At 70.8% G+C, this 18,239-nt stretch carries 30 protein-coding genes; 29 read left to right on the top strand and 1 reads right to left on the bottom strand.

Going from position 1 to position 18,239, the window contains the following annotated elements:
* The 9 genes from AB0D99_RS32060 to AB0D99_RS32020 all read left to right on the top strand — a co-directional run bounded on the left by AB0D99_RS32060 (position 1) and on the right by AB0D99_RS32020 (position 5,133).
* A complete protein-coding gene (locus AB0D99_RS32060) occupies positions 1-1,743 on the top strand; it encodes an AAA family ATPase (protein WP_362370351.1) in 1,743 nt (580 codons plus the stop codon).
* 14 nt (positions 1,744-1,757) lie between these two features.
* The gene (locus AB0D99_RS32055; protein WP_362370348.1) at positions 1,758-2,036 is read left to right on the top strand and encodes a hypothetical protein; all 279 of its coding nucleotides are present in this window, start codon (positions 1,758-1,760) and stop codon (positions 2,034-2,036) included.
* Between the two features lie 44 nt (positions 2,037-2,080).
* Positions 2,081-2,491 carry a hypothetical protein gene (locus AB0D99_RS32050; RefSeq protein WP_362370345.1) on the top strand — a complete coding sequence of 137 codons (411 nt, stop codon included), beginning with the start codon at positions 2,081-2,083 and terminating at the stop codon, positions 2,489-2,491.
* Between the two features lie 81 nt (positions 2,492-2,572).
* Positions 2,573-3,199: a hypothetical protein gene (locus AB0D99_RS32045; RefSeq protein WP_362370342.1), complete on the top strand. Its 627-nt coding sequence runs from the start codon at positions 2,573-2,575 to the stop codon at positions 3,197-3,199.
* Positions 3,196-3,318 carry a hypothetical protein gene (locus AB0D99_RS32040; protein WP_362370339.1) on the top strand — a complete coding sequence of 41 codons (123 nt, stop codon included), beginning with the start codon at positions 3,196-3,198 and terminating at the stop codon, positions 3,316-3,318. Before AB0D99_RS32045 ends, AB0D99_RS32040 begins: the two co-directional genes overlap by 4 nt.
* Positions 3,315-3,491, top strand: coding sequence for a hypothetical protein (locus tag AB0D99_RS32035; RefSeq protein ID WP_362370336.1), 177 nt, complete (start codon positions 3,315-3,317; stop codon positions 3,489-3,491). Before AB0D99_RS32040 ends, AB0D99_RS32035 begins: the two co-directional genes overlap by 4 nt.
* An 85-nt stretch (positions 3,492-3,576) precedes the next feature.
* Positions 3,577-4,185, top strand: coding sequence for a hypothetical protein (locus AB0D99_RS32030; RefSeq protein WP_362370333.1), 609 nt, complete (start codon positions 3,577-3,579; stop codon positions 4,183-4,185).
* The gene (locus AB0D99_RS32025) at positions 4,182-4,310 is read left to right on the top strand and encodes a hypothetical protein (RefSeq protein WP_362370330.1); all 129 of its coding nucleotides are present in this window, start codon (positions 4,182-4,184) and stop codon (positions 4,308-4,310) included. Before AB0D99_RS32030 ends, AB0D99_RS32025 begins: the two co-directional genes overlap by 4 nt.
* Positions 4,311-4,407: 97 nt before the next feature.
* The gene (locus AB0D99_RS32020; protein WP_362370327.1) at positions 4,408-5,133 is read left to right on the top strand and encodes a hypothetical protein; all 726 of its coding nucleotides are present in this window, start codon (positions 4,408-4,410) and stop codon (positions 5,131-5,133) included.
* Positions 5,134-5,194: 61 nt separating this feature from the next.
* On the opposite strand, the gene AB0D99_RS32015 is transcribed toward AB0D99_RS32020, so the two are convergent.
* The gene (locus AB0D99_RS32015; protein WP_362370324.1) at positions 5,195-5,458 is read right to left on the bottom strand and encodes a sigma factor-like helix-turn-helix DNA-binding protein; all 264 of its coding nucleotides are present in this window, start codon (positions 5,456-5,458) and stop codon (positions 5,195-5,197) included.
* 186 nt (positions 5,459-5,644) lie between these two features.
* Between AB0D99_RS32015 and AB0D99_RS32010 the strand changes: the two genes are divergently transcribed.
* The 20 genes from AB0D99_RS32010 to AB0D99_RS31915 all read left to right on the top strand — a co-directional run bounded on the left by AB0D99_RS32010 (position 5,645) and on the right by AB0D99_RS31915 (position 18,222).
* Positions 5,645-5,938: a hypothetical protein gene (locus AB0D99_RS32010; RefSeq protein WP_362370321.1), complete on the top strand. Its 294-nt coding sequence runs from the start codon at positions 5,645-5,647 to the stop codon at positions 5,936-5,938.
* Entirely contained in the window at positions 5,931-6,185 is a 255-nt protein-coding gene (locus AB0D99_RS32005; RefSeq protein ID WP_362370318.1) for a hypothetical protein, read from the top strand. The genes AB0D99_RS32010 and AB0D99_RS32005 overlap by 8 nt, the downstream gene beginning before the upstream one ends.
* Positions 6,185-7,015, top strand: coding sequence for a hypothetical protein (locus AB0D99_RS32000; protein WP_362370315.1), 831 nt, complete (start codon positions 6,185-6,187; stop codon positions 7,013-7,015). Before AB0D99_RS32005 ends, AB0D99_RS32000 begins: the two co-directional genes overlap by 1 nt.
* Positions 7,015-7,521: a hypothetical protein gene (locus tag AB0D99_RS31995; protein WP_362370312.1), complete on the top strand. Its 507-nt coding sequence runs from the start codon at positions 7,015-7,017 to the stop codon at positions 7,519-7,521. Before AB0D99_RS32000 ends, AB0D99_RS31995 begins: the two co-directional genes overlap by 1 nt.
* Complete coding sequence (locus AB0D99_RS31990; protein ID WP_362370309.1) at positions 7,521-8,144, top strand: hypothetical protein; 624 nt, start codon at positions 7,521-7,523, stop codon at positions 8,142-8,144. The genes AB0D99_RS31995 and AB0D99_RS31990 overlap by 1 nt, the downstream gene beginning before the upstream one ends.
* A gap of 636 nt (positions 8,145-8,780) precedes the next feature.
* Positions 8,781-9,170: an SHOCT domain-containing protein gene (locus AB0D99_RS31985; RefSeq protein ID WP_362370306.1), complete on the top strand. Its 390-nt coding sequence runs from the start codon at positions 8,781-8,783 to the stop codon at positions 9,168-9,170.
* Between the two features lie 78 nt (positions 9,171-9,248).
* Positions 9,249-9,767, top strand: a complete 519-nt coding sequence (locus AB0D99_RS31980; RefSeq protein ID WP_362370303.1) for a helix-turn-helix domain-containing protein — start codon at positions 9,249-9,251, stop codon at positions 9,765-9,767.
* Entirely contained in the window at positions 9,767-11,041 is a 1,275-nt protein-coding gene (locus AB0D99_RS31975) for a PBSX family phage terminase large subunit (protein ID WP_362370394.1), read from the top strand. Before AB0D99_RS31980 ends, AB0D99_RS31975 begins: the two co-directional genes overlap by 1 nt.
* A complete protein-coding gene (locus AB0D99_RS31970) occupies positions 11,038-11,187 on the top strand; it encodes a hypothetical protein (protein ID WP_362370300.1) in 150 nt (49 codons plus the stop codon). The genes AB0D99_RS31975 and AB0D99_RS31970 overlap by 4 nt, the downstream gene beginning before the upstream one ends.
* Entirely contained in the window at positions 11,187-12,767 is a 1,581-nt protein-coding gene (locus AB0D99_RS31965; protein WP_362370297.1) for a phage portal protein, read from the top strand. The genes AB0D99_RS31970 and AB0D99_RS31965 overlap by 1 nt, the downstream gene beginning before the upstream one ends.
* A complete protein-coding gene (locus AB0D99_RS31960; protein WP_362370294.1) occupies positions 12,727-13,851 on the top strand; it encodes a phage minor capsid protein in 1,125 nt (374 codons plus the stop codon). Before AB0D99_RS31965 ends, AB0D99_RS31960 begins: the two co-directional genes overlap by 41 nt.
* 49 nt (positions 13,852-13,900) lie before the next feature.
* The gene (locus AB0D99_RS31955; RefSeq protein WP_362370291.1) at positions 13,901-14,638 is read left to right on the top strand and encodes a hypothetical protein; all 738 of its coding nucleotides are present in this window, start codon (positions 13,901-13,903) and stop codon (positions 14,636-14,638) included.
* Positions 14,639-14,656: 18 nt separating this feature from the next.
* Entirely contained in the window at positions 14,657-15,499 is an 843-nt protein-coding gene (locus tag AB0D99_RS31950; protein WP_362370288.1) for a P22 coat protein - protein 5 domain protein, read from the top strand.
* 13 nt (positions 15,500-15,512) lie between these two features.
* Positions 15,513-15,884, top strand: a complete 372-nt coding sequence (locus tag AB0D99_RS31945; RefSeq protein ID WP_362370285.1) for a hypothetical protein — start codon at positions 15,513-15,515, stop codon at positions 15,882-15,884.
* 1 nt (position 15,885) lies between these two features.
* Positions 15,886-16,185 carry a hypothetical protein gene (locus AB0D99_RS31940; protein WP_362370283.1) on the top strand — a complete coding sequence of 100 codons (300 nt, stop codon included), beginning with the start codon at positions 15,886-15,888 and terminating at the stop codon, positions 16,183-16,185.
* 5 nt (positions 16,186-16,190) lie between these two features.
* The gene (locus AB0D99_RS31935; RefSeq protein ID WP_362370280.1) at positions 16,191-16,694 is read left to right on the top strand and encodes a hypothetical protein; all 504 of its coding nucleotides are present in this window, start codon (positions 16,191-16,193) and stop codon (positions 16,692-16,694) included.
* 14 nt (positions 16,695-16,708) lie between these two features.
* The gene (locus AB0D99_RS31930; protein ID WP_362370277.1) at positions 16,709-17,131 is read left to right on the top strand and encodes a hypothetical protein; all 423 of its coding nucleotides are present in this window, start codon (positions 16,709-16,711) and stop codon (positions 17,129-17,131) included.
* Positions 17,125-17,445: a hypothetical protein gene (locus AB0D99_RS31925; RefSeq protein WP_362370274.1), complete on the top strand. Its 321-nt coding sequence runs from the start codon at positions 17,125-17,127 to the stop codon at positions 17,443-17,445. The genes AB0D99_RS31930 and AB0D99_RS31925 overlap by 7 nt, the downstream gene beginning before the upstream one ends.
* On the top strand, positions 17,442-17,798 hold the full coding sequence (locus tag AB0D99_RS31920; RefSeq protein WP_362370271.1) for a minor capsid protein: 357 nt from the start codon (positions 17,442-17,444) through the stop codon (positions 17,796-17,798). The genes AB0D99_RS31925 and AB0D99_RS31920 overlap by 4 nt, the downstream gene beginning before the upstream one ends.
* Complete coding sequence (locus tag AB0D99_RS31915; protein WP_362370268.1) at positions 17,788-18,222, top strand: minor capsid protein; 435 nt, start codon at positions 17,788-17,790, stop codon at positions 18,220-18,222. Before AB0D99_RS31920 ends, AB0D99_RS31915 begins: the two co-directional genes overlap by 11 nt.
* The last annotated feature ends 17 nt before the right edge of the window (positions 18,223-18,239 follow it).

The raw sequence follows: 18,239 nt of genomic DNA, 5'->3' as shown, positions 1-18,239 counted from the left end.
GTGGAGAACGTCCGCCACTTCCCGCACCAGGCGGACCCCGACGGCCTCAACCTGCGCGCCCCCCACGACGCCGAGGCCGAAGCACTGGTCATCAGCGCCGTCATGCACGACGCCGACGCCTACAACGCGTGCGCCGCCATCATCGACCGCGACGACATCTACAGCCCCGCTCTCCGCCTCGTCTGGGACACCGTCGCCGGCCTCATCGCCGCAGGCACCCCACCCCACCCCGCCCTCATCCGCGCCGAAATCGAGCGCACCGGCCGCCTCAACGAGGTCGACAACGGGCAGCTCATCTACCGCCTCGGCGCCGAATACCTCCCCGCCAGCAACGCCCCCCACTTCGCCCAGCAGATCTACGAGAAGGCCCGCGAGCGCCGCTACGACGCCCACGCCAACGCCCTGAAGGCCGCCATCGGCCGCGGAGCGTCCGGCGACGAACTCGACGCGCTCCTCGCCGACTTCCACCAGGGCGAGCAGCTCCGCGAGTCCACCGGCCGCGGCCCGTCCCACCTCACCGCCGCCCTCCTCGACTGGGGCGTCTTCTTCGCCACCGACTTCGGCAGCGTTCAGCTCCTGCCCGGGAAGCTCATGGCGCCCGGCCAGCAGATCACCGTCGTCGGCGACGGTAAGGCCGGCAAGTCCCTGTTTGCGCAGGAGTGGATGTGGCGCATGGCCACCGGACAGAGCTTTCTCGGCGACAAGCCGCAGGACCCCGTCCGCATCCTCTACCTCGACGCCGAGAACGGTCAGGAGCAGGTCCAGGAACGGTTCCTGTCGTTCGGCGCCGGACCGCGAAACATGGGCCAGCTCGCCTACGCCAGCTTCCCGCCCGTCCGCCCCCTCGACACCGCCGGCGGCGGCGCGGACCTCCTGTCCCTCGTCAAGGCCACCCACGCCGAACTCGTCGTCATCGACACCGTGTCCCGCTTCATCAGCGGGCCCGAGAACGACGCCGACACCTGGCTGTCCCTCTACCGCCACACCCTGTTGCCGCTGAAGCGCGACCGCATCGGCTCCGTCCGCCTCGACCACCGCGGCAAGGACTCCGAGCGCGGCGCCCGCGGCTCCTCCGCCAAGACCCAGGACGTCGACCACGTGTGGGAACTGTCCGCTCTCGGCGGCGGCGCCCTCACGTTGAAGCGCACCCACACCCGCACCGGCATCGGCCCCGACCAGTTCTCCCTCGTCCGCCAGGCCCGCCGCGACGGCGACAACTGGGCCCACGGCGGCACCCGCCACATCGTCATGGAATGGGACACCACCGACGCCCCCGCAGCCACCCCGGGCTCCGACGAGCACATCATCGCCGTCCTCGCACAGCACAACGTGCCCCTCGACGCAGGCAACCGCATCGTCAAAGGCAAGCTCGCCGAGCTTCAGATCCCGGCCGGATCCGAGAAGGTCGCGCGCATCGTCAAGGCCCGCCAGGCACAGGCTGCACAGCGTTCCCCGGAACGTTCCCCCGACGCGTTCCAGGAGACGTTCCCGGGGAACGTTCCCCGGAACGGGTCAAGGGACGGTAAAGACGCAGGTCAAACGTTCCCCGGTAACACCGAGGGAACACCAGGAACGCCCTCCGTTCCCCCGTCACCCCCCTCTAGGAGGGGGGACGGGGAGGGAACGTCCCCCAACAAGCCCCTCTGCGACGTCTGCGAGACCCCCATCAACCCCGACTGGGCCGCCCGCGGATACACCACCCACATCGGCTGCGACCCCACCACCGGCACCCCCGCCGCCTGACCCAGGAGCCACACATGCCCGACGCCACCCCGCCCGAAGGCCGCTGCACCCGCTGCAAGCAGACCCGGCCCCTCTTCGCCTACAAGCCCATCCACGACTGCATCGAACTCATCGGCCGCGTCCGCCTCGACGAAGCCGCCATGCACATCGCCGGACTCGAAGACATGGACGACCGCTGGTGCCTCGCCCGCATCGAAGGCCGCCACCACCAGCCCCGCCTCTGCGTCCGCTGCCACGACCGCGAAGCCACCGACGAGCAGGAGTTCATCGACCACGTCCTCGAAGACGCCTGACCGCCCATCCGGTTCCACCCCACCCACACGAAAGGACCACCACCGTGCACCGCACCGACCGCTTCCTGATCTCCCAGAAGCCCTACGCCATCGACCTCAACAGCCTCCGCACCACCCGGCGCGACGGCGCGAACGGACACCACTTCTGGGACGGCCGCATCGACGGCGCCTGGTTCCGCCGCCGCCAGGGCGTCACTGTCGCCTGCGTCGGCACCCTCTGGGACTTCCAGGAGCAGCAGCCCACCAGTGGCCGCGAGTTCGTGGAGCGGCACACCGACGGCCGGTACGGCGGCGACTGCGACGGCCGCTGGGACGGCGAACGCTACTGGGGAGCACAGCACCCCACGACGATCGAGGAGCATCTTGCGCTCCTGCGGCCGATGCTCGCCGCCTACCCGGCGCTCCCCGACGGCTACGACGGCTGGTGGACCTTCCACGAGCCCAAGACCGCCTGATCCCGTCTCGTGACGCACAACGGCCCGCCCCGGCGAAGGGGGCGGGCCTGGACCCCACCGTACCGACACCAGGAGCAACCCGTGACCGACCAGCCCGCCGATCTCCGCGAGCAATACGCCCACGCCATCCGCAACCGGCTCCGCATCCGGTTCGGGCCCACCGTCCTCCGCCTCGCGAGGGCTGGCCGGCCCATCAAGCTGACCATGGAAGAGGCGGAGGTCGCCGCGGATGCGGTGCTCGCGGTCCGGGACGCCGCCCGTCAGGCCGCCAAGGCGTGCCGCTGCAAGCACCCGGCCGACGAGCACAGCATCTACGGCTGCGAGGACGGCTGCGCCTGCGAGTGGATGCCCAAGCGCAGCGCCGCCCGTCAGGCCGCCGGACAGACCCCCACCACCGAGCAGCCCGACACCTGCGGCGTCTGCGGATCACCCTTCCCCGTCGGCCACATCTGCCTCGGGCCCGACGAGCCCGCGCCTGTTGTCGGGCAGCCGGCCGAAGCACAACCCGCCGACGAGGAGGCGCACCCGCCGCGCGAGGGATGGCGCATCGAACTCCTCGACGTCGACGGATGGATGTCTTCGGGCCTCGTCCGCCCCGATCGTGAGCTGGTCGCCCAGTACCTGGCCGGGCGCCGGAAGCAGCGCCCTGACGCGACGTTCCGCCTCGTCCGGGAGACGACCACCTGGGCCGTCGAGGAGACCCCGTGAGCACCTTCCTGACCGTCCTCGAAGGCATCGGCTGGTACTGCGCTGCCTCGCTCGCCTTCGGGGCCGTCCTCGGCCTCGTCGGCTACACCCGCAACCGCATCCGCGAGCGCGCCCGATGACCATCCACGCCGACCGCCAGCCCGCAAACAGCACCGAGGACTTCGGCCACGAGCCGATGGACGTCTACACGAACGGCAAGCTCCGCACAGTGGAGTGCGCCCGCTGCCCCGTTCAGTGGCCCTGCACCTCGGCCATCGTCCTCGGCCTCACACCGCGAAGAGACACCCGATGATCGCCACCATCGCGTTCGTCGCCCTCACCATCACCCTCGCCGGCCTCCCCTGCGGCACCTGGACCCACCCACCCCGGAGAACACGATGAACCAGCCCAGCACCGCCGAGCACTGCGGCCGTACCCGGCCCCACCCCACCCACAAGGTCATGGTCGGCCGCAAGGTATTCCAGTGCCCCGGGACGGCGAACACCCCAGAGTGCGTCCTCGACTCCTGCACCCAGGCGTGCACCACCGAATGCCGCGAGGTCATCAACCGCGCCTGGCACTCCCTCCGGGGCGCCACACCCACGGAGCAGCCCGTCCGGTACACGGTCGACACGATCACCAGCGACGCCCTCGACCAGCTGTACGCCGAACGCGACGCCAACGAACGCCGAGCAGAGGCATACGGGCAGGCATGGCAGACCACCGAGCAGCGCGCCAAGCAGGCCGAGGCCGAACTCGCGGCCCTGAAGCGCGCACACGTCGCCCTCGCCGGGCAGGCCGGGAAGGACCAGGCCGCCATCGAACGCGTCCGCAAGGTGCTCGCCGAACGCCGCGCCGAGATCGCCGACTACGAAGCCGAGAACGAACCTGCGGCCTGGAGCGACGCAGCCGCCAACACGTGCAGCCGCATCGAGGACGCCCTCGTCGACCATCCCAAGCCGCGGGGCATCCGCAACGCCCTCGACGAGCACCAGGAACAGACATGACCGAGCTGACCGCCTTCACCCCAGGCCCCTGCTGCGACTACCCGAACCAGGACCAGACCGACGACGGCGAAACCATCTACCTCGTCACCTGCGACTGCATCTGCCACAGCGGCGCCGACGACTGACCGCACAGCAGTGGGGCGTGCCCACGACCTCCCCAGGCCAGCACGCCCCACACGGTGACCACACCGTACCGCCCCACCCAGCACACGGAGCGCCACGATGACCACCACCACCCTCCACCGCATCGCCGAACTCTGGCCCGCACTCAACGACGCCCTCGGCGCACCCACCGCCCCCACATGGCCGCCCGCCGGCCTCCGCCACTACCTCGCCGCCCTGGAGCAGCACGACGCCGCCGAGGCGACCGCCCTGCGCGCCCTGGAGCGGAACCCGGACCAGATCGGCGCCCGGCCCGTCCCCGTCAACCTGCGCGTGCTCGACACCATGCGCGCCGTCGAGGCCGCCCTCGTCGACACCGCCGACCGCATCGCCCGCTCCGTTCAGCGCACCCCGATGCAGCCGCCGGCCCCAGCCCGCGCCGCCTACGCCCGCACGCGCGCCGACCGCGTCTACTGGGAAGACCGGGCCCGCCGCGCCGAGGCCGCACGGAAGGACGCCGACGACACGCGCCGCTGGCGCCACGACACAGGCCGTACAGCCGCCCGGGCTGCCCTGTGGCTGTCCGGGCGCGTAGAGGGCTGTGGCGGCCCGTTCAGGCCCCTCTCCGAGGCAGAGCAGCGGCACATCGACCGTGTCGCCACGGGTGCCCTCGGACGCATCGAGGCTGCGCTCGACCTCGCTGACATCCGGCGCGAACTCACCGCGGCCCATCCGTGCCCGTGTGGGGGCACGATCGAGGTGTACGGCGGGGCAGGCGCGCTCCCGGTCGCGCGGTGCCAGGGCTGCGGGGCGATCTGGTCCGAACGTGGTGTCGTCGCGGCCTGACCCCGGGCAGCACGAAGGCCCCCGCCGGACACGATCCGGACGGGGGCCTTCGCGTGCGCGGCTACTCGGCCGGCGGTGCAGTGTCCTCGGCAAGGATCTGCCGGACGCGCCCGAAGCTGATATCCAGCTCCTTCGCGATCTGCCGGTACGTCATGCCGCCCTCGTGCATCTCCCGAACGGCCAGCTGCCTTTCCTGCCGGACTCGCTCCTGAACGGAACTGAGCATCTCCGTGAGCCGCTTGGCCCGTACCGCGGGTGGCGCTCCTGCGGCGATGGCGTCGATCGCGTCGAGCACGCGCTGCACCTCCTCTGCCTGGTCCTCCACGTCCGTCCTTCCGGTGATTCGGGAGGCGGATCCTCGTAGCCGTCTTGTGTAGGAAGACTACACGCGTGTAGCGTGACTACACAACGGCACGGAGCCCATCTCCGTCCGTATGCACAACGGCCCCGGCTGGAGTTCGCACCTCCCGCCGGGGCCCGCCATCCCACCTGCCTACCAGGAGGAACAGCCATGCAGCACCGTACCCGCGCCGCGACCACGCCCACCAGCCACCCGGCCGCGCCCACCTTCATCCCCATGCCCGAGCGCCTGGTCGTCAACTTCGACAACCACGGCACCTGCTGGGGCGTCGACACCGTCAGCGCCACCACCAAGGCGATCGACGAGGCCCGCGCGAACGGCGAGCACATCGACGAGTGGACCGTCACCGACCGCGACGGCCACCCGACCCGCATCGTCCGGATCGCCGACCCGAGCTTCCTCGACACCATCTGCGTCATCCCCGCCGGTGCTCGCCGTGGCTGACCGCACTTACCTTCTGCTCCTCGCCCTCGCCGACCGGCTCACCGCCAAGCACGCCACCCACGTCGTCGACGAGCGTCTCGTCCTCGCGCAGGCCCTCGTCGTCACCGAAGCGGCCTACGGCTCCTCCGCCTACGCCGAGCGCGTCGAGCGCGCCCTCGTCGAATCCCTCCCGCCCATCCGGCACGGCGACACCCGCGACGTATACGCCGCACGCCTCCGCCTCATCGCCGAGGGAGCAACCGCCTGATGCGCACCCACGTCCCCACCCCGCTCCTCGTCCCCGCGGTCGCGCTCTCCGCCGCCAGCCTCGCCTGGACCACATGGAGCCTCGTCGACCTCCTCGGCGCCGGATGGATCGGCGTCACCGTCGCCGCCGGAGCCGACATCATCTGGGCCGCCGTCATCGTCGCCGAAGCCCGAGGCGTCCACATCCCCCTCCGAGGCCGCAACCTCGTCCCCGCCATCGGCTGGGTAACGCTCCTCGCCGTCGCCGCGCTCCTCGCCTGGCACGGCATCGACCGCCACGCCCCCGCCATGGCCGCCGCCGGCCCGTTCCTCCCCCTCGGCGCGAAGGTCGTATGGCTGCTCGCGCTCGCCGACATGCGCGACCCTGCCGCCCTCACCGACGCCGACCGGGCCCAGCTCGCCGACGAACGACGCGCCATGGCCTTCGAGGAGGAACGGCACCGGCACGAGCTCCGGCGCCGTGAGATGGCCGCCGAGCGCCTCCTCGCCGACGTGTCCGTCGACTTCGAGATCGAGCTCGCCCGGCAGGAGAAGGGACGCGAGCTCGCCCGTCGAGCACCGATCGCGATCGCCCCGATCACGCCCGAGCAGCCCCCGATCACGATCGCGAGCACAGGCGAACAGCCGCCCCTCGCACCGCCCGCGACCAGCCCGATCACCGATCGCGAACAGCCGAGCATCGCCGACCTCGCACGCGAGCAGGTCGCGATCACACCCGACAACGAGATCGCCGTACGCGCGATCCTCGCGATCCGGCCCGACGCCAAAGAGACGTCCGTCGGAGCAGCCGTCCGCCGCGCCCGCGGCAAGATGACCGGGGGATACAACTAATGCCGTACACCGTGATCAGCCTCGGGGGAGTTACCTGCGGCTTCGCCATCATCGTCGGCTTCGCCATTCACTGGTGGTTCCGCCAGGGCCGCAGCTGGCTCGCCCTGGTCCCCTTCGTGTTCGCCCTGCTCTACGGGATGCTCGCCGCCCTCTCCGCCTACAACTCCGTCTCCGCCCTCGGCGTCGTCACGTGGCTGGCCATCTGGGCGGGCAACGCTGCCGGATTCGTCGGCCTGGTCTGGGGCGTCGGGGGAGAGGACCGCAACGTCACCCGCGCCACGCCGGTCGTTCTCGAATCCGGCGGCTACGTGGTCCTGCTGCTCGTCACCGTCGCCTTCGTGTGCCTCCTCCTGTGGGCAGGGAAGCGCGTCCCGCGCGGCAAGCTGCTCCTCGGAGCCCTCTCCGGCGCCCTGCTCGCCCTCTCCGGCACCATCGCTGGCATCGCCGCCGTTCCCCTCGGCTCCGCCACGAACGCTGCTGGCGCCTTCTTCACGAGCTACTTCTGATGAGCGACCAGCAGGCCGCCCCAGAGCCGGACATGGGGGAGCAGCGTAAGGAGCGCGCCGCCGCCGGCTGCCTCCTCGTCGTCGCCGTCGGCATCGGCGGGTGCATCGCCTACGCAGTGCCCGAGACCGCCTACTACGCCGCCGGCCTGGCCACCTCCGCCGCTGTCCGCAAGGTGCACGGCTGGGTGGCCGGGCGCCGTACGGGCGGTGAGGAGCAGCCGGAGGCCGAGGAGCAGCCGGACATCGTGCCGGTCCTCCAACAGCTCGGCAACGGCGGGCAGCACGTCCTCCTCACCAGCCTGAAGGACGCCGCCGGACTGCCCGACACGAAGGCCGTCCGCGCGCTCCTGGAGGAAGCCGGCGTACCCGTCCGGGCGGGGGTGCGTGCGGACGGGAAGAACGGGCCCGGCGTGCACCAGGACGACATCCCGGCCCCCTCCCCCGGCTGCGAGGCGACCCCTTCTGGGCGTTGTTTGTGCAGCTCAGAGGCAGCCAACACCAACGCCAACAACGGTGGCGGAGAGGGGCCCGAGAAGGGGTTCCGTGTAGAGCACACCGGCCAGGCCGGGACCACCGTCTACGACCTCTCCGAAACCCACCACCGCCACACCGTGACCAAGTAGGAGGCCCTCATGGGCAAGTTCAAGACCTCCATGTCCATCGGCGAACTCCGCGACCGCAACGAGGCCACGAAGGCCGCGCAGAAGCCGCAGACACCTCCCCCGCCGCCTCCGAAGAAGGGATGATGAGCCCCATGAGCTATCGCCCGTACCCGTCCGTTGATCGCGCGACACGGCAGCTGGGCCGACACGCCACACGCCCCGCACTCCCACCGTGGCGCCAGCAGCTCGCCGATCAGGCCACTATCGCCCTGGAAGTCGCAGCGGAGGCAATGCGCCCGTTCGCCGAGTCCATGGAGCAGCTGCGCAAGTCCCCGCGCTACGGCGGCACAGGACGCCTGTAGGCCGCTGTCAGTCTCCCGCCGTACCGTGGACCTATCAGCCTTCAGATCCGATTGCAGCTGATGCCCGCCGCTACTCGGGCCCCCAGCCCCGCCCCGCCGGAACAGCGCCCGGCCCGGCGGGGCTCCCCTCTTCCTGCACCTAGTTGCAAAACCCGCGTCGATGCCCCATCCTGAAGGCGCTTCCGGCGTGCCCAGAAGCCACCACGGCCCCCCAATCCGGTGGGCCTTTGCATTTCCCCCACAACCCCACACCGCGCGTGCCACGATGCCCCTCACCGGCAACCAGGGGTGGCACATGACTCAACGCATCGTCGAGAAGCGCAGCGCGAACCACACGCTCCACATCGTCCTCACCGTCTGCACCTGCGGGATCTGGGCCATCACCGGATGGCCGATCGCCGCCATGATGGGGCGCAAGACCGTGACGCGGATCCCGACGTACCCGCAGCAGTACCCGCAGCAGCAGTACGCCCCACCGCAGCAGGCCGCGCCCGTACCGCCCCAGCAGCCGCAGCCAGCCGCACCGTCCTGGGCCAAGCAGACCCAGCCCCACGGCCAGCAGCCCTCCCCCGACGGACAGCACCTCATCGCCGGCGAACTCGCACGACTCGCGCAGCTCCGCGACCAAGGCGTCCTCACCGAGGCCGAGTTCGAGACGCAGAAAGCCCGCCTCCTCGGCCCGTAGCCGCCGCCCCACACCGACCGGCCCGTCCGCACCTCCCCCCGATGCGGACGGGCCTTCCTCATGCCCGGAGGTGACCGAATGGGCGGACAGCATCCCCCCGTCACCGACGAAGACCGCCAGCGCGTCCGCGAACTCCACGCGCAGGGCCTCGGCCGCAACGAAATCGCCCGCCAGATCGGCCGCGGACAACGCACCGTCAGCGTCCTCGCCGACGAAATGGGCCTGTCCTTCGACCGCACCGCCACCGCCGTCGCCACCGAAGCCCGCAAAGCCGACGCCGAGGCCCGCAAGGCCCGCATCCTCGAAGGGCTGTACGAGGTCGCCGAGGACGAACTCGACTACCTCCGCCGCAGCGGCTCGTACGACATGGTCGAAGTCTCCGCCGGCAAGGCCGTCCGGTACCGGGCCGATCGGCTGCCCGCGCAGGACCGGCGCTCGCTGATGGGCAACATCAGCAACGCCATCACCTCCGCCCACAAGCTCGAAGCAGCAGCAGGCGACCCCGGCATCAGCGCCGCCACGTCGCTGCTCACCTCCCTCGGCAACGCCTTCCTGGAAGCCGCAGGCCCCCCGGAGGACGACACCGGGGAGGAATGATGCTCGACTCCCTGCCCCTGTCGCCCAAGCAGGTCCGCTCGATCGCCCACGCGACCGCGCGTATCAACGTCTGGCACGGCGCGATCCGGTCCGGGAAGACGATCGCCAGCCTGATCGCGTTCCTGATCGCGATCGCGGCCGCGCCGTCGTCCGGCCTCATCATCATCGTTGGCCGCTCCCTCCAGACCATCGAGCGCAACGTCCTCGACCCCCTCCAGGACGAAGCCCTGTTCGGCCCCGTCGCCCGCCTCGTACAGCACACCCGGGGAGCGACCACCGCCGTCATCCTCGGCCGCACCGTGCACCTCATCGGCGCCGCCGACTCCCGCGCGGAAGGCCGCCTCCGTGGCCTCACCGCGTGCCTCGCATACGTCGACGAGGCCACACTCGTACCCCGCGGGTTCTGGAACCAACTCCTCGGCCGCCTCAGCGTCCCCGGGGCCCGCCTGTTCGCCACGACCAACCCCGACAACCCCGGGCACTGGCTCCGCAAGGAGTTCATCAACCGGCAGGGTGACCTCGACCTCAGGTCGTGGCAGTTCCAGCTCGACGACAACCCCGCCCTCGACCCCAAGTACGTCGCATCCCTGAAGGCCGAGTACGTCGGCCTCTGGTACCGCAGGTTCATCCTCGGACACTGGGTCCAGTCCGAGGGCGCCATCTACGAGATGTTCGACGCCGAACAGCACGTCGTCCGGAACATCCCGCACATCACCCGCTGGCTGTGCGACGCCATCGACTACGGCACCGTCAACCCGTTCGCCGACCTCCTCATCGGCCTCGGCGCAGACCAACGCCTCTACGTCGTCAGCGAGTACCGACACGACTCCCGCGCCGCCCGCAAGCAGCTCACCGACGCCGAGTACTCCGCCGCCCGCCGCCGCTGGCTCGCCGCAGTCCCGCACCCGCAGGCCGGGAACGTGGTCGGCGTCCGCCCGGAGTGGACGATCGTCGACCCCTCGGCCGCGTCGTTCATCGAGCAGCTGCACCGCGACAACACGCCCAGCGTCATGCCTGCCGACAACACCGTCCTCGACGGCATCCGCGGCGTCGCTGGCCTGCTCGCCGCCGACCGGCTCCGCATCCACGCCTCATGTACCGGCCTCATCGACGAGCTTCCTGGCTACTCCTGGGACGACGAGGCCGCCGAGAAGGGCGAGGACAAGCCGATCAAGCTCGAAGACCACTCGTGCGACGCCCTCAGGTACGGGGTGCGCACGACCGAGGCCCTGTGGCGGCCGCACATCCCGACCCTGATGGAGGTGGCCGCATGACCGTCGACGAAGCGCTCCAGAGCGCCACGCGTCTGCTCCAGGCCGCCGAGACCGAAACGAACCTGGTCCTCATGGAGCGCCTCGACCAACTCGCCTGCTCGTGGCTGGCCATCGCCAACCTGCTGATGGAGAGGGAGCGTGCCTGATGCCCCTGCCCACAGGCGGCGCCTGGCCGCCGGCCGAACTCGACGTCGTCCGCGACCGCATGACCGTCTGGGACGCCTGGTACAGCGGCGACCCCAACGCCCTGTCCTCCGTGTACGGCGGCATGACCGGCTACGACCCCGGCGGCACCGGGTTCTTCGCCTCCGAGCGCGGTGGCTGGCGCGGTGCCGTCGGCCGCGCCGTAGAGCGCTGGTTCTGGGGCTCCCGGCCGTCCGCTGGTGAGCGCCGGGCGAAGCTTCACGTGCCGCTCGCGTCCGACATCGCGGTGACCTCCTCGGCGCTCCTGTTCTCCGAGCCTCCGACCGTCAAGGGCCCGGACGACGCGACGAACAAGCGCCTGGAAGAGCTCGTCGATGACGGCCTCCACGGCACGCTCCTGGAAGCCGGCGAACTCGCGGCCGCTTTGGGCGGGGTGTACTTGCGGGTCGTGTGGGACCGCGAGCGGTACACCGCTCCGTGGCTCGACGCGCACCCCGCCTCGCACGCCGTCCCCGAATGGCAGTGGGGTCGGCTGGCGGCGGTCACGTTCTGGCGGGTCCTGGAGGCCGACGGCGACCATGTGGTGCGGCACCTGGAGCGCCACGAGCCGGGGTTCATCCTCCACGGCCTGTACGAGGGAACCCGCGACGAGCTCGGGCAGAAGGTCGATCTCACACGCCACCCTGCCACCGCGGGCCTCGCGACGGTCCTCGGACCGTCCGGTGACGGCATCGCCACAGGCATCACCCAACTGACGGCCGTGTACGTGCCGAACATGCGCCCCAACCGGCTGTGGCGCGGCAACCCTGCAGCGGCGCACCTCGGCCGCCCGGACATCGCCGGGGCGGAGCCGCTCCTCGACGCCCTCGACGAGGTGTACTCGTCGTGGATGCGGGACGTGCACCTCGGCAAGGCCCGCATCATCGTCCCCGGCTCGTACCTTCAGTCCAACGGTCCCGGCCAGGCCGCGTCGTTCGACGCGGAGCGCGAGGTGTACTCGGAGTTGAACATGCTCCCCCGCTCCGGGGACTCCGCGATGATCACGCCCGTTCAGTTCGCGATCCGGGTGGCCGAGCACCGCGACACCGCCCAGGACCTGGTGGAGCAGATCCTTCGCACCGCCGGCTACTCCGCCCAGTCGTTCGGAGAGCAGGGTCAGGCCGCAGTCACCGCGACCGAGGTTGTGGCCCGCGAGCGGCAGTCGTTCACGACCCGCAACCGGAAGATCGTGTACTGGCGGCCGGCGCTCGCCGAAGCCGTCGAGGCGCTTCTTGCGATCGATAAGGCCGTGTACCAAACGGGCGTGACGGTGGAGAAGCCCGACATCGAGTTCGGCGACTCCGTATCCGAGGACCCGCAGACGATCGCGACCACGGTCGAACTGCTGCGCCGCGCGGAAGCTGCGTCCACCGAAACGCTGGTGAAAATGCAGCACCCGGACTGGGAAGACGCAGACGTCCAGAAGGAGACGGACGCGATCCTCGCCGAGTCCGGCCGCATGGTCGCCGATCCCACGTTGACCGGAGCAGAGGGGGCCAGCGATGCCGGTTTCCCCAGCGATGGCGGAGGATCTCGCCCATGAGGTAGGGCTGCTCTACCAGGACGCCGAGAGTGCGCTGCTGGAGCTGCTTGCCGCGGCTCTGGAGGCGGACATCGACAGCCCGCGGTGGGCCGAGCTGAAACTCGCGTCCATCGGCAACCTCCGCGCGGCCGTCGAGCAGGTCGCCGAGGCGCTGCAGCAGGACACCGACGGGGCCGTACGGCGCGCCCTGGTGACCGCGTACAACCGCGGCCGCCAGGCCGCCGTAGCCGAACTGGGCGCGCTCGACATCGGCCGCGAGCTCGTCGCCCGCGACACCGTCCCCAACGCGCCTGCGGTCGACCGGCTCGCCGCGTCGATGGCGGAAGACACCCGGCCGCTGTACCAGCGAATCACCCGAGCCGTCGTCGACACCTACCGGCGGATCATCGGCCGCGCGGCCGGAACCCAGCTCCTGACCGGCGTCACCCGCCGCCAGGCATCACAACGGGCGCTCAACGACTTCGCCGCCGCGGGCGTCACCGGCTTCGTCGATTCCGCCGACCGGAACTGGGACATGGCGTCATACGCGGAGATGGCCATCCGGTCTGTGACCGCACGGGCCGCTATCGAGGGCCACATCGACGCCCTCGCCGAAATCCGCGTCGGGCTCGTGATCGTGTCGGACGCGCCTCTCGAATGCCCGCTGTGCCGGCCGTGGGAGGGCGAGATCCTCACCCTCGGCGCCCAGCCCGGGCCGCACACGGTGCGCCTGCCGAACGAGCGCGACCACGGCCGCACCACGGTCGCCGTGCACGTCGCTGGCAGCCTCGTCGAGGCCCGCGCCGCCGGCCTTTTCCACCCCAACTGCCGTCACAGTCTCGGCGCGTACCTGCCCGGGGTGACCACGCGGCCGCCGCACCACCCGACCCCGGGCACGTCTTACGAGGACACGCAGCGGCAGCGGGAGATCGAGCGACACATCCGCCGCTGGAAGCGTGTCCAGGCCGCTGCGATGGACGAGACAGCCCGCCGGCGTGCCGGGTCGTTCGTCCGCAAGTGGCAGGCCGCCCAGCGCGACCACGTGGCCGCCCACCCGGACCTTCGTCGCAAGCCCGCGCGCGAGCAGATTCACCCCGCGCGCTGACACCCCGGCCCGCCTGGTGCGGGCCCCCACCCGCCCCAGGAGGGCACCCATGCACACCCGCACCCTCGCCCGCACGCACACGGCCGGCTGGGCCCACCCCTACGGCCGTACCCCTTTCTCCCCGGTCTTCTATGCCGACGGAGGGGACGGCGGCGCCTCCGGATCCACTCCGGACGGCGGCACACCGCCCGCCGGTGACCAGGGCGGACAGCCCTCCGGACAGCCCGGAGACCAGCCTGGGCAGACCCCCAAGATGTACGACGCCGCCTACGTCGACAGCCTCCGCAAGGAGAACGCCGGGTGGCGCACCAAGCTCCGCGAGTCCGAGCAGGCGCAGGACGCCCGGTACAACGGGCTCCTCGACCAGCTGAAGGCCGCCGGCATCAAGCTCGGCGACAAGCCCGACCCGGAGCAGCTGCAAGCCAGCCTCATCGCCGCGCAGTCCGAGCGCCAGACCGCGCTCCTGCGCGCCGCCCTCTACGAGACCGCGGCCGAGCACGGCGCCAACCCTGCCGCACTCCGCGACTCCGTGTCGTTCCTCGACTCGGTCAAGGACATCGACCCCACAGACTCCGCCGCCCTGGTGGCCGCGGCAAAGGCGGCTGTGGCCGCCAACCCTTCCCTCTCCGCCACGCCGGCTGGCCCGGCACGCGGTGGCGCTGACCTCTCTGGTGGAGGCGGCTCCGAACCTCGGCAGCTGACCGAGGACGACCTGACCCGCATGACGCCCGAACAGATCGTGGAAGCCCAGGACAAGGGGCTCCTGCGGAACCTGCTCGGCGGCTAACCCCAGAAGGAGGCCCCTGTGGCCATCACCCGCTTCCGGCCGGAAATCTGGAGTGCGCGCCTGCTTGTCGCGCTCCGGACCCGGCTCGTCTACGCACAGCCCGGCGTCGTGAACCGCGACTACGAGGGCGAGATCGCCGAGGCCGGCGACACCGTCCGGATCACGTCGATCTCCGACCCGACGATCGGCACCTACACGCCGAACTCGACCACGATCACCCCCGAAGAGCTGACCGACGCACAGCGCACGCTGACCGTCGACCAGTCGAAGTACTTCGCGTTCAAGGTCGACGACGTCGACGCCCGCCAGGCCAAGGGCAACGTCATGCCCGAGGCCATGAACCGGGCCGCCTACCAGCTCGCCCGCGTCGCCGACTCGCACGTCGCCGGCCTGTACACGCAGACCGCGGCCGCGAACCAGCTCGGCACCGTGGCGGTCACCTCCGCGGACCTCGCCTACACCCAGATCCGGCTCCTGAAGCTGCGCATGGACGAGGCGGACATCCCCGAGGAGGGCCGGTACCTCATCGCCCCGCCGTGGTTCTTCTCCCTGCTCCTGGAGAACAACAAGTTCCTCGACGCGTCCGCGTCCGGCAGCACGGAGCCGCTGCGCAACGGCTTCATCGGCCGCGCGCTGGGCTTCAACCTGGCCCAGTCCAACCAGGCTCCGAACCCAACCGGCGACGACTTCGTCGTGCAGGCGGGCGTGCCGCAGGCGATCTCCTACGCGGAGCAGATCAACAAGACCGAGGCGTACCGCCCGGAGTCGTCGTTCTCGGACGCGGTCAAGGGCCTGCACCTGTACGGCGCGAAGGTCATCCGCCCCGACCACCTCGCCACCCTCGTCGCGTCCAAGACCTGATCGGAGCTGACCCATGGCAACCACCGCACTCACGTACACCAACCTGCCGCCCAACAGCGGTGTGGCGAACCCGACCGGCACGACCCTCGTCGCTGCGCCGACCAACGACATGCGGATCGCCAACGCCGTACCCGAGCTGACGATTCTGCGGGTGCTCAACAACGACGACGACACCGCGCTGACCATCACGGTCAAGGCCGGCGACAACCCGCCCGCGCTCGCCGCAGGGCAGGGCGACCTCGCCGTGTCGGTCGCGTTCGGCACGACGCACTTCATCGGCCCGTTCGAGTCCGGACGGTTCCTCCAGAACGACGGCAGCCTGATGATCACGTCGTCCACGACGACGGGCACCATCGCTGTCCTGAAGGTCCCGAGGAACACCTGACATGGCCGAGACGATCTACGTGCGAGGGGAAGGCGGAGGCGTCCACCCGATGGACCTTCCCCTCCCCGAATCGATCGCGGACCGGCTCACCAAGGGCCTGCTCCGCAGGGTCAACGAGGACGGCACGCCGTACGTCGAGCAGGCTGACGACGGCGTGCCCGCACCTCCCACCGAGGCGCCCGCGAAGAACGCGCCGAAGGCCGACTGGGTCGGCTGGGCGGTCGCCCAGGGCGCGGACCCGGAGGATGCCGAGGGGTCGACCAAGGCCGACCTCATCGAGCTGTACGGCGGTGAGGGCTGATGCCCGTGACCTCTGACTTTGGGATCAGCGCCAGCGTTCGGAGCACCAAGGCTCTGGACCTCACCACCGCTGCGGATCCGCTCGACTTCCGCCGTGGCGTGCACCTGGAGAGTGGGACCGGCGCGGGGAAGGCGGACCTCGTCTTCCACGACCGGCGAACGCTCAACGCGTCGGCGAACGAGACCCTCGACCTCGCGGGCGTCCTCACGGACGCGTACGGGGCTGCGATCACGTTCGCCCGGATCAAGTTCATCGCGATCTCGGCCGCGTCTGGGAACACGAACAACGTGATCGTGGGGGCGAACGCCTCGAACGACTGGGTGGGGCTCCTCAACGCCGCCGGGACGATCACGCTCCGGCCGGGCGCGTCGTTCTGCGCGATGTCCGGCCCGGTCGATGCAACGGGCATGGTGGTCACGGCGGGAACCGGCGACCTGATCAAGGTTGCCAACTCGGCCGGCTCCACCACGGTCACGTACGACGTCGTCATCGTCGGCGTCAGCGCCTGAGGGAGGTGGTCGTCGTGGCCAGGGTCTACGCGACCAGCTCCCAGTACGAGACGTACACCGGGGTCACCCCAGCACCGGCGGACATCGAGGTGCGTCTCCGGCGCGCCTCCGCGTTCCTCGACGCTCAGGTACTGCGGCTGTGCTGGTACGACGTCGACGACGACGGCCTGCCCACCAACGCGCGCGTGGCCGCTGCATTCGCGGACGCCACGTGCGCGCAGGTGGAGTGGGGTGTCGATGTCGGCGACGTCACCGGCGCGGCCGCGGTCGGCTGGGGCGACGTGGAGATCGGAACGGTGAAGCTCCGCCGGTCCGTGACCGCGACCTCCGGAGACGAGGCGCCCGGCCGGCAGATCGCCCCGGGGGTCTGGGACGCGCTGCGTTCCCCGGACCTCACCCGGGACATCTTCCTGTTGGGGCTGGTGGTCTCGTGCTGACCGTGATCCCGGCGTGGATGCTGGGGCACACGGTCACGGTGGAGCCGTACGCAGGGTCCAGCGCGTACAGCCCGCTGTACGGCGCCCCGGTGGCCGTGCAGTGCTTCCTCGACGAGCAGACGCGCACGGTGCGGGACAAGACGGGCCGCGAGGTCGTGTCGTCGTCGACGTTCTACGCCCGGCCGAGCCTGGTCTGCCCGCCGGAGTCCCGAGTCACCCTCCCCGACGGCCGGCAGACCACCGTTATCGCCCGCCTGGAGCGGTCGGGCGGGGGGATGCCGACCCCGGACCATGTCGAGGTGCAGCTCGCATGACGCAGTACACACGGTTCCGGCCGGGGAACGCCCGCCAGCAGTGGACGGCCCGCGGCCGCCGCCTCGCGGGCGAGGGCCTGCAGCGCGGCCTAGAGCACGTCCTCACCGAGTCAAACCGCATCGTGCCCCTCGACGAGGGCACCCTCGAACGCTCCGGCCGCGTCATCCGCGACGGGCTGAACGGGGCCATCAGCTACGACACGGTGTACGCCCGCCGGCAGCACGAGGAGCTGACCTGGAAGCACCTGCCGGGCAGAGAGGCCAAGTACCTGGAGAAGGCGATGAACCGCAACCGGGACGTTGTTTTGCAGCTCATGGCCGTCGACCTCCGGAGGTGGTTCCGTGGCCGATGACCCCGACCTCCTCGACGGCCTCGCCCGCTACCTTGCCGAGCGCGGGATCGTCACCTACGACTCCGCAGGCGTCACCGGGGACTGCTTCATCGAGATGATGCCGTCCACTCCCGGTGAGGCCGTGGTCCTCGCGGTCTACGACGGCGGGGCAGAGCCTGACAGCCTGCTCCCCTACAGCGAGCCGCGCGTACAGGTACGCGTCCGCGGGACACCCGATCCGCGGGTCTCACGCAGCCGCTGTACGGCGATCTACTCGGCGCTGCACGGCCTCGGCCCGGTCATCCTGCCGGACGGCACGAACCTGATCTTGTCAGTCAGCCTCCAGGGCGCTCCCGAGGCGCTCGGCGTCGACGGGAACCAGCGCTTCGAGCATGTCTGCAACTTCCGTATGGAGATCCGTCAGCCGACGGCCCATCGTCCCTGAACCACCCCCATTCCACT

It is taken from the genome of Streptomyces sp. NPDC047971 (genome assembly GCF_040653355.1).
Taxonomy (GTDB): Bacteria; Actinomycetota; Actinomycetes; order Streptomycetales; family Streptomycetaceae; genus Streptomyces.
The sequence above is the reverse complement of the archived record's forward strand: the minus strand, read 5'-3'. Positions and strand labels throughout refer to the sequence as shown.

Coding starts and splice junctions, on each gene's coding strand:
- AB0D99_RS32055 (WP_362370348.1), top strand. CDS start 1,758: ATGCCCGACGCCACCCCGCCCGAAGGCCGCTGCACCCGCTGCAAGCAG.
- AB0D99_RS32035 (WP_362370336.1), top strand. CDS start 3,315: ATGACCATCCACGCCGACCGCCAGCCCGCAAACAGCACCGAGGACTTC.
- AB0D99_RS32030 (WP_362370333.1), top strand. CDS start 3,577: ATGAACCAGCCCAGCACCGCCGAGCACTGCGGCCGTACCCGGCCCCAC.
- AB0D99_RS32025 (WP_362370330.1), top strand. CDS start 4,182: ATGACCGAGCTGACCGCCTTCACCCCAGGCCCCTGCTGCGACTACCCG.
- AB0D99_RS32020 (WP_362370327.1), top strand. CDS start 4,408: ATGACCACCACCACCCTCCACCGCATCGCCGAACTCTGGCCCGCACTC.
- AB0D99_RS32010 (WP_362370321.1), top strand. CDS start 5,645: ATGCAGCACCGTACCCGCGCCGCGACCACGCCCACCAGCCACCCGGCC.
- AB0D99_RS32000 (WP_362370315.1), top strand. CDS start 6,185: ATGCGCACCCACGTCCCCACCCCGCTCCTCGTCCCCGCGGTCGCGCTC.
- AB0D99_RS31995 (WP_362370312.1), top strand. CDS start 7,015: ATGCCGTACACCGTGATCAGCCTCGGGGGAGTTACCTGCGGCTTCGCC.
- AB0D99_RS31990 (WP_362370309.1), top strand. CDS start 7,521: ATGAGCGACCAGCAGGCCGCCCCAGAGCCGGACATGGGGGAGCAGCGT.
- AB0D99_RS31985 (WP_362370306.1), top strand. CDS start 8,781: ATGACTCAACGCATCGTCGAGAAGCGCAGCGCGAACCACACGCTCCAC.
- AB0D99_RS31980 (WP_362370303.1), top strand. CDS start 9,249: ATGGGCGGACAGCATCCCCCCGTCACCGACGAAGACCGCCAGCGCGTC.
- AB0D99_RS31975 (WP_362370394.1), top strand. CDS start 9,767: ATGCTCGACTCCCTGCCCCTGTCGCCCAAGCAGGTCCGCTCGATCGCC.
- AB0D99_RS31970 (WP_362370300.1), top strand. CDS start 11,038: ATGACCGTCGACGAAGCGCTCCAGAGCGCCACGCGTCTGCTCCAGGCC.
- AB0D99_RS31965 (WP_362370297.1), top strand. CDS start 11,187: ATGCCCCTGCCCACAGGCGGCGCCTGGCCGCCGGCCGAACTCGACGTC.
- AB0D99_RS31960 (WP_362370294.1), top strand. CDS start 12,727: ATGCCGGTTTCCCCAGCGATGGCGGAGGATCTCGCCCATGAGGTAGGG.
- AB0D99_RS31955 (WP_362370291.1), top strand. CDS start 13,901: ATGCACACCCGCACCCTCGCCCGCACGCACACGGCCGGCTGGGCCCAC.
- AB0D99_RS31945 (WP_362370285.1), top strand. CDS start 15,513: ATGGCAACCACCGCACTCACGTACACCAACCTGCCGCCCAACAGCGGT.
- AB0D99_RS31940 (WP_362370283.1), top strand. CDS start 15,886: ATGGCCGAGACGATCTACGTGCGAGGGGAAGGCGGAGGCGTCCACCCG.
- AB0D99_RS31920 (WP_362370271.1), top strand. CDS start 17,442: ATGACGCAGTACACACGGTTCCGGCCGGGGAACGCCCGCCAGCAGTGG.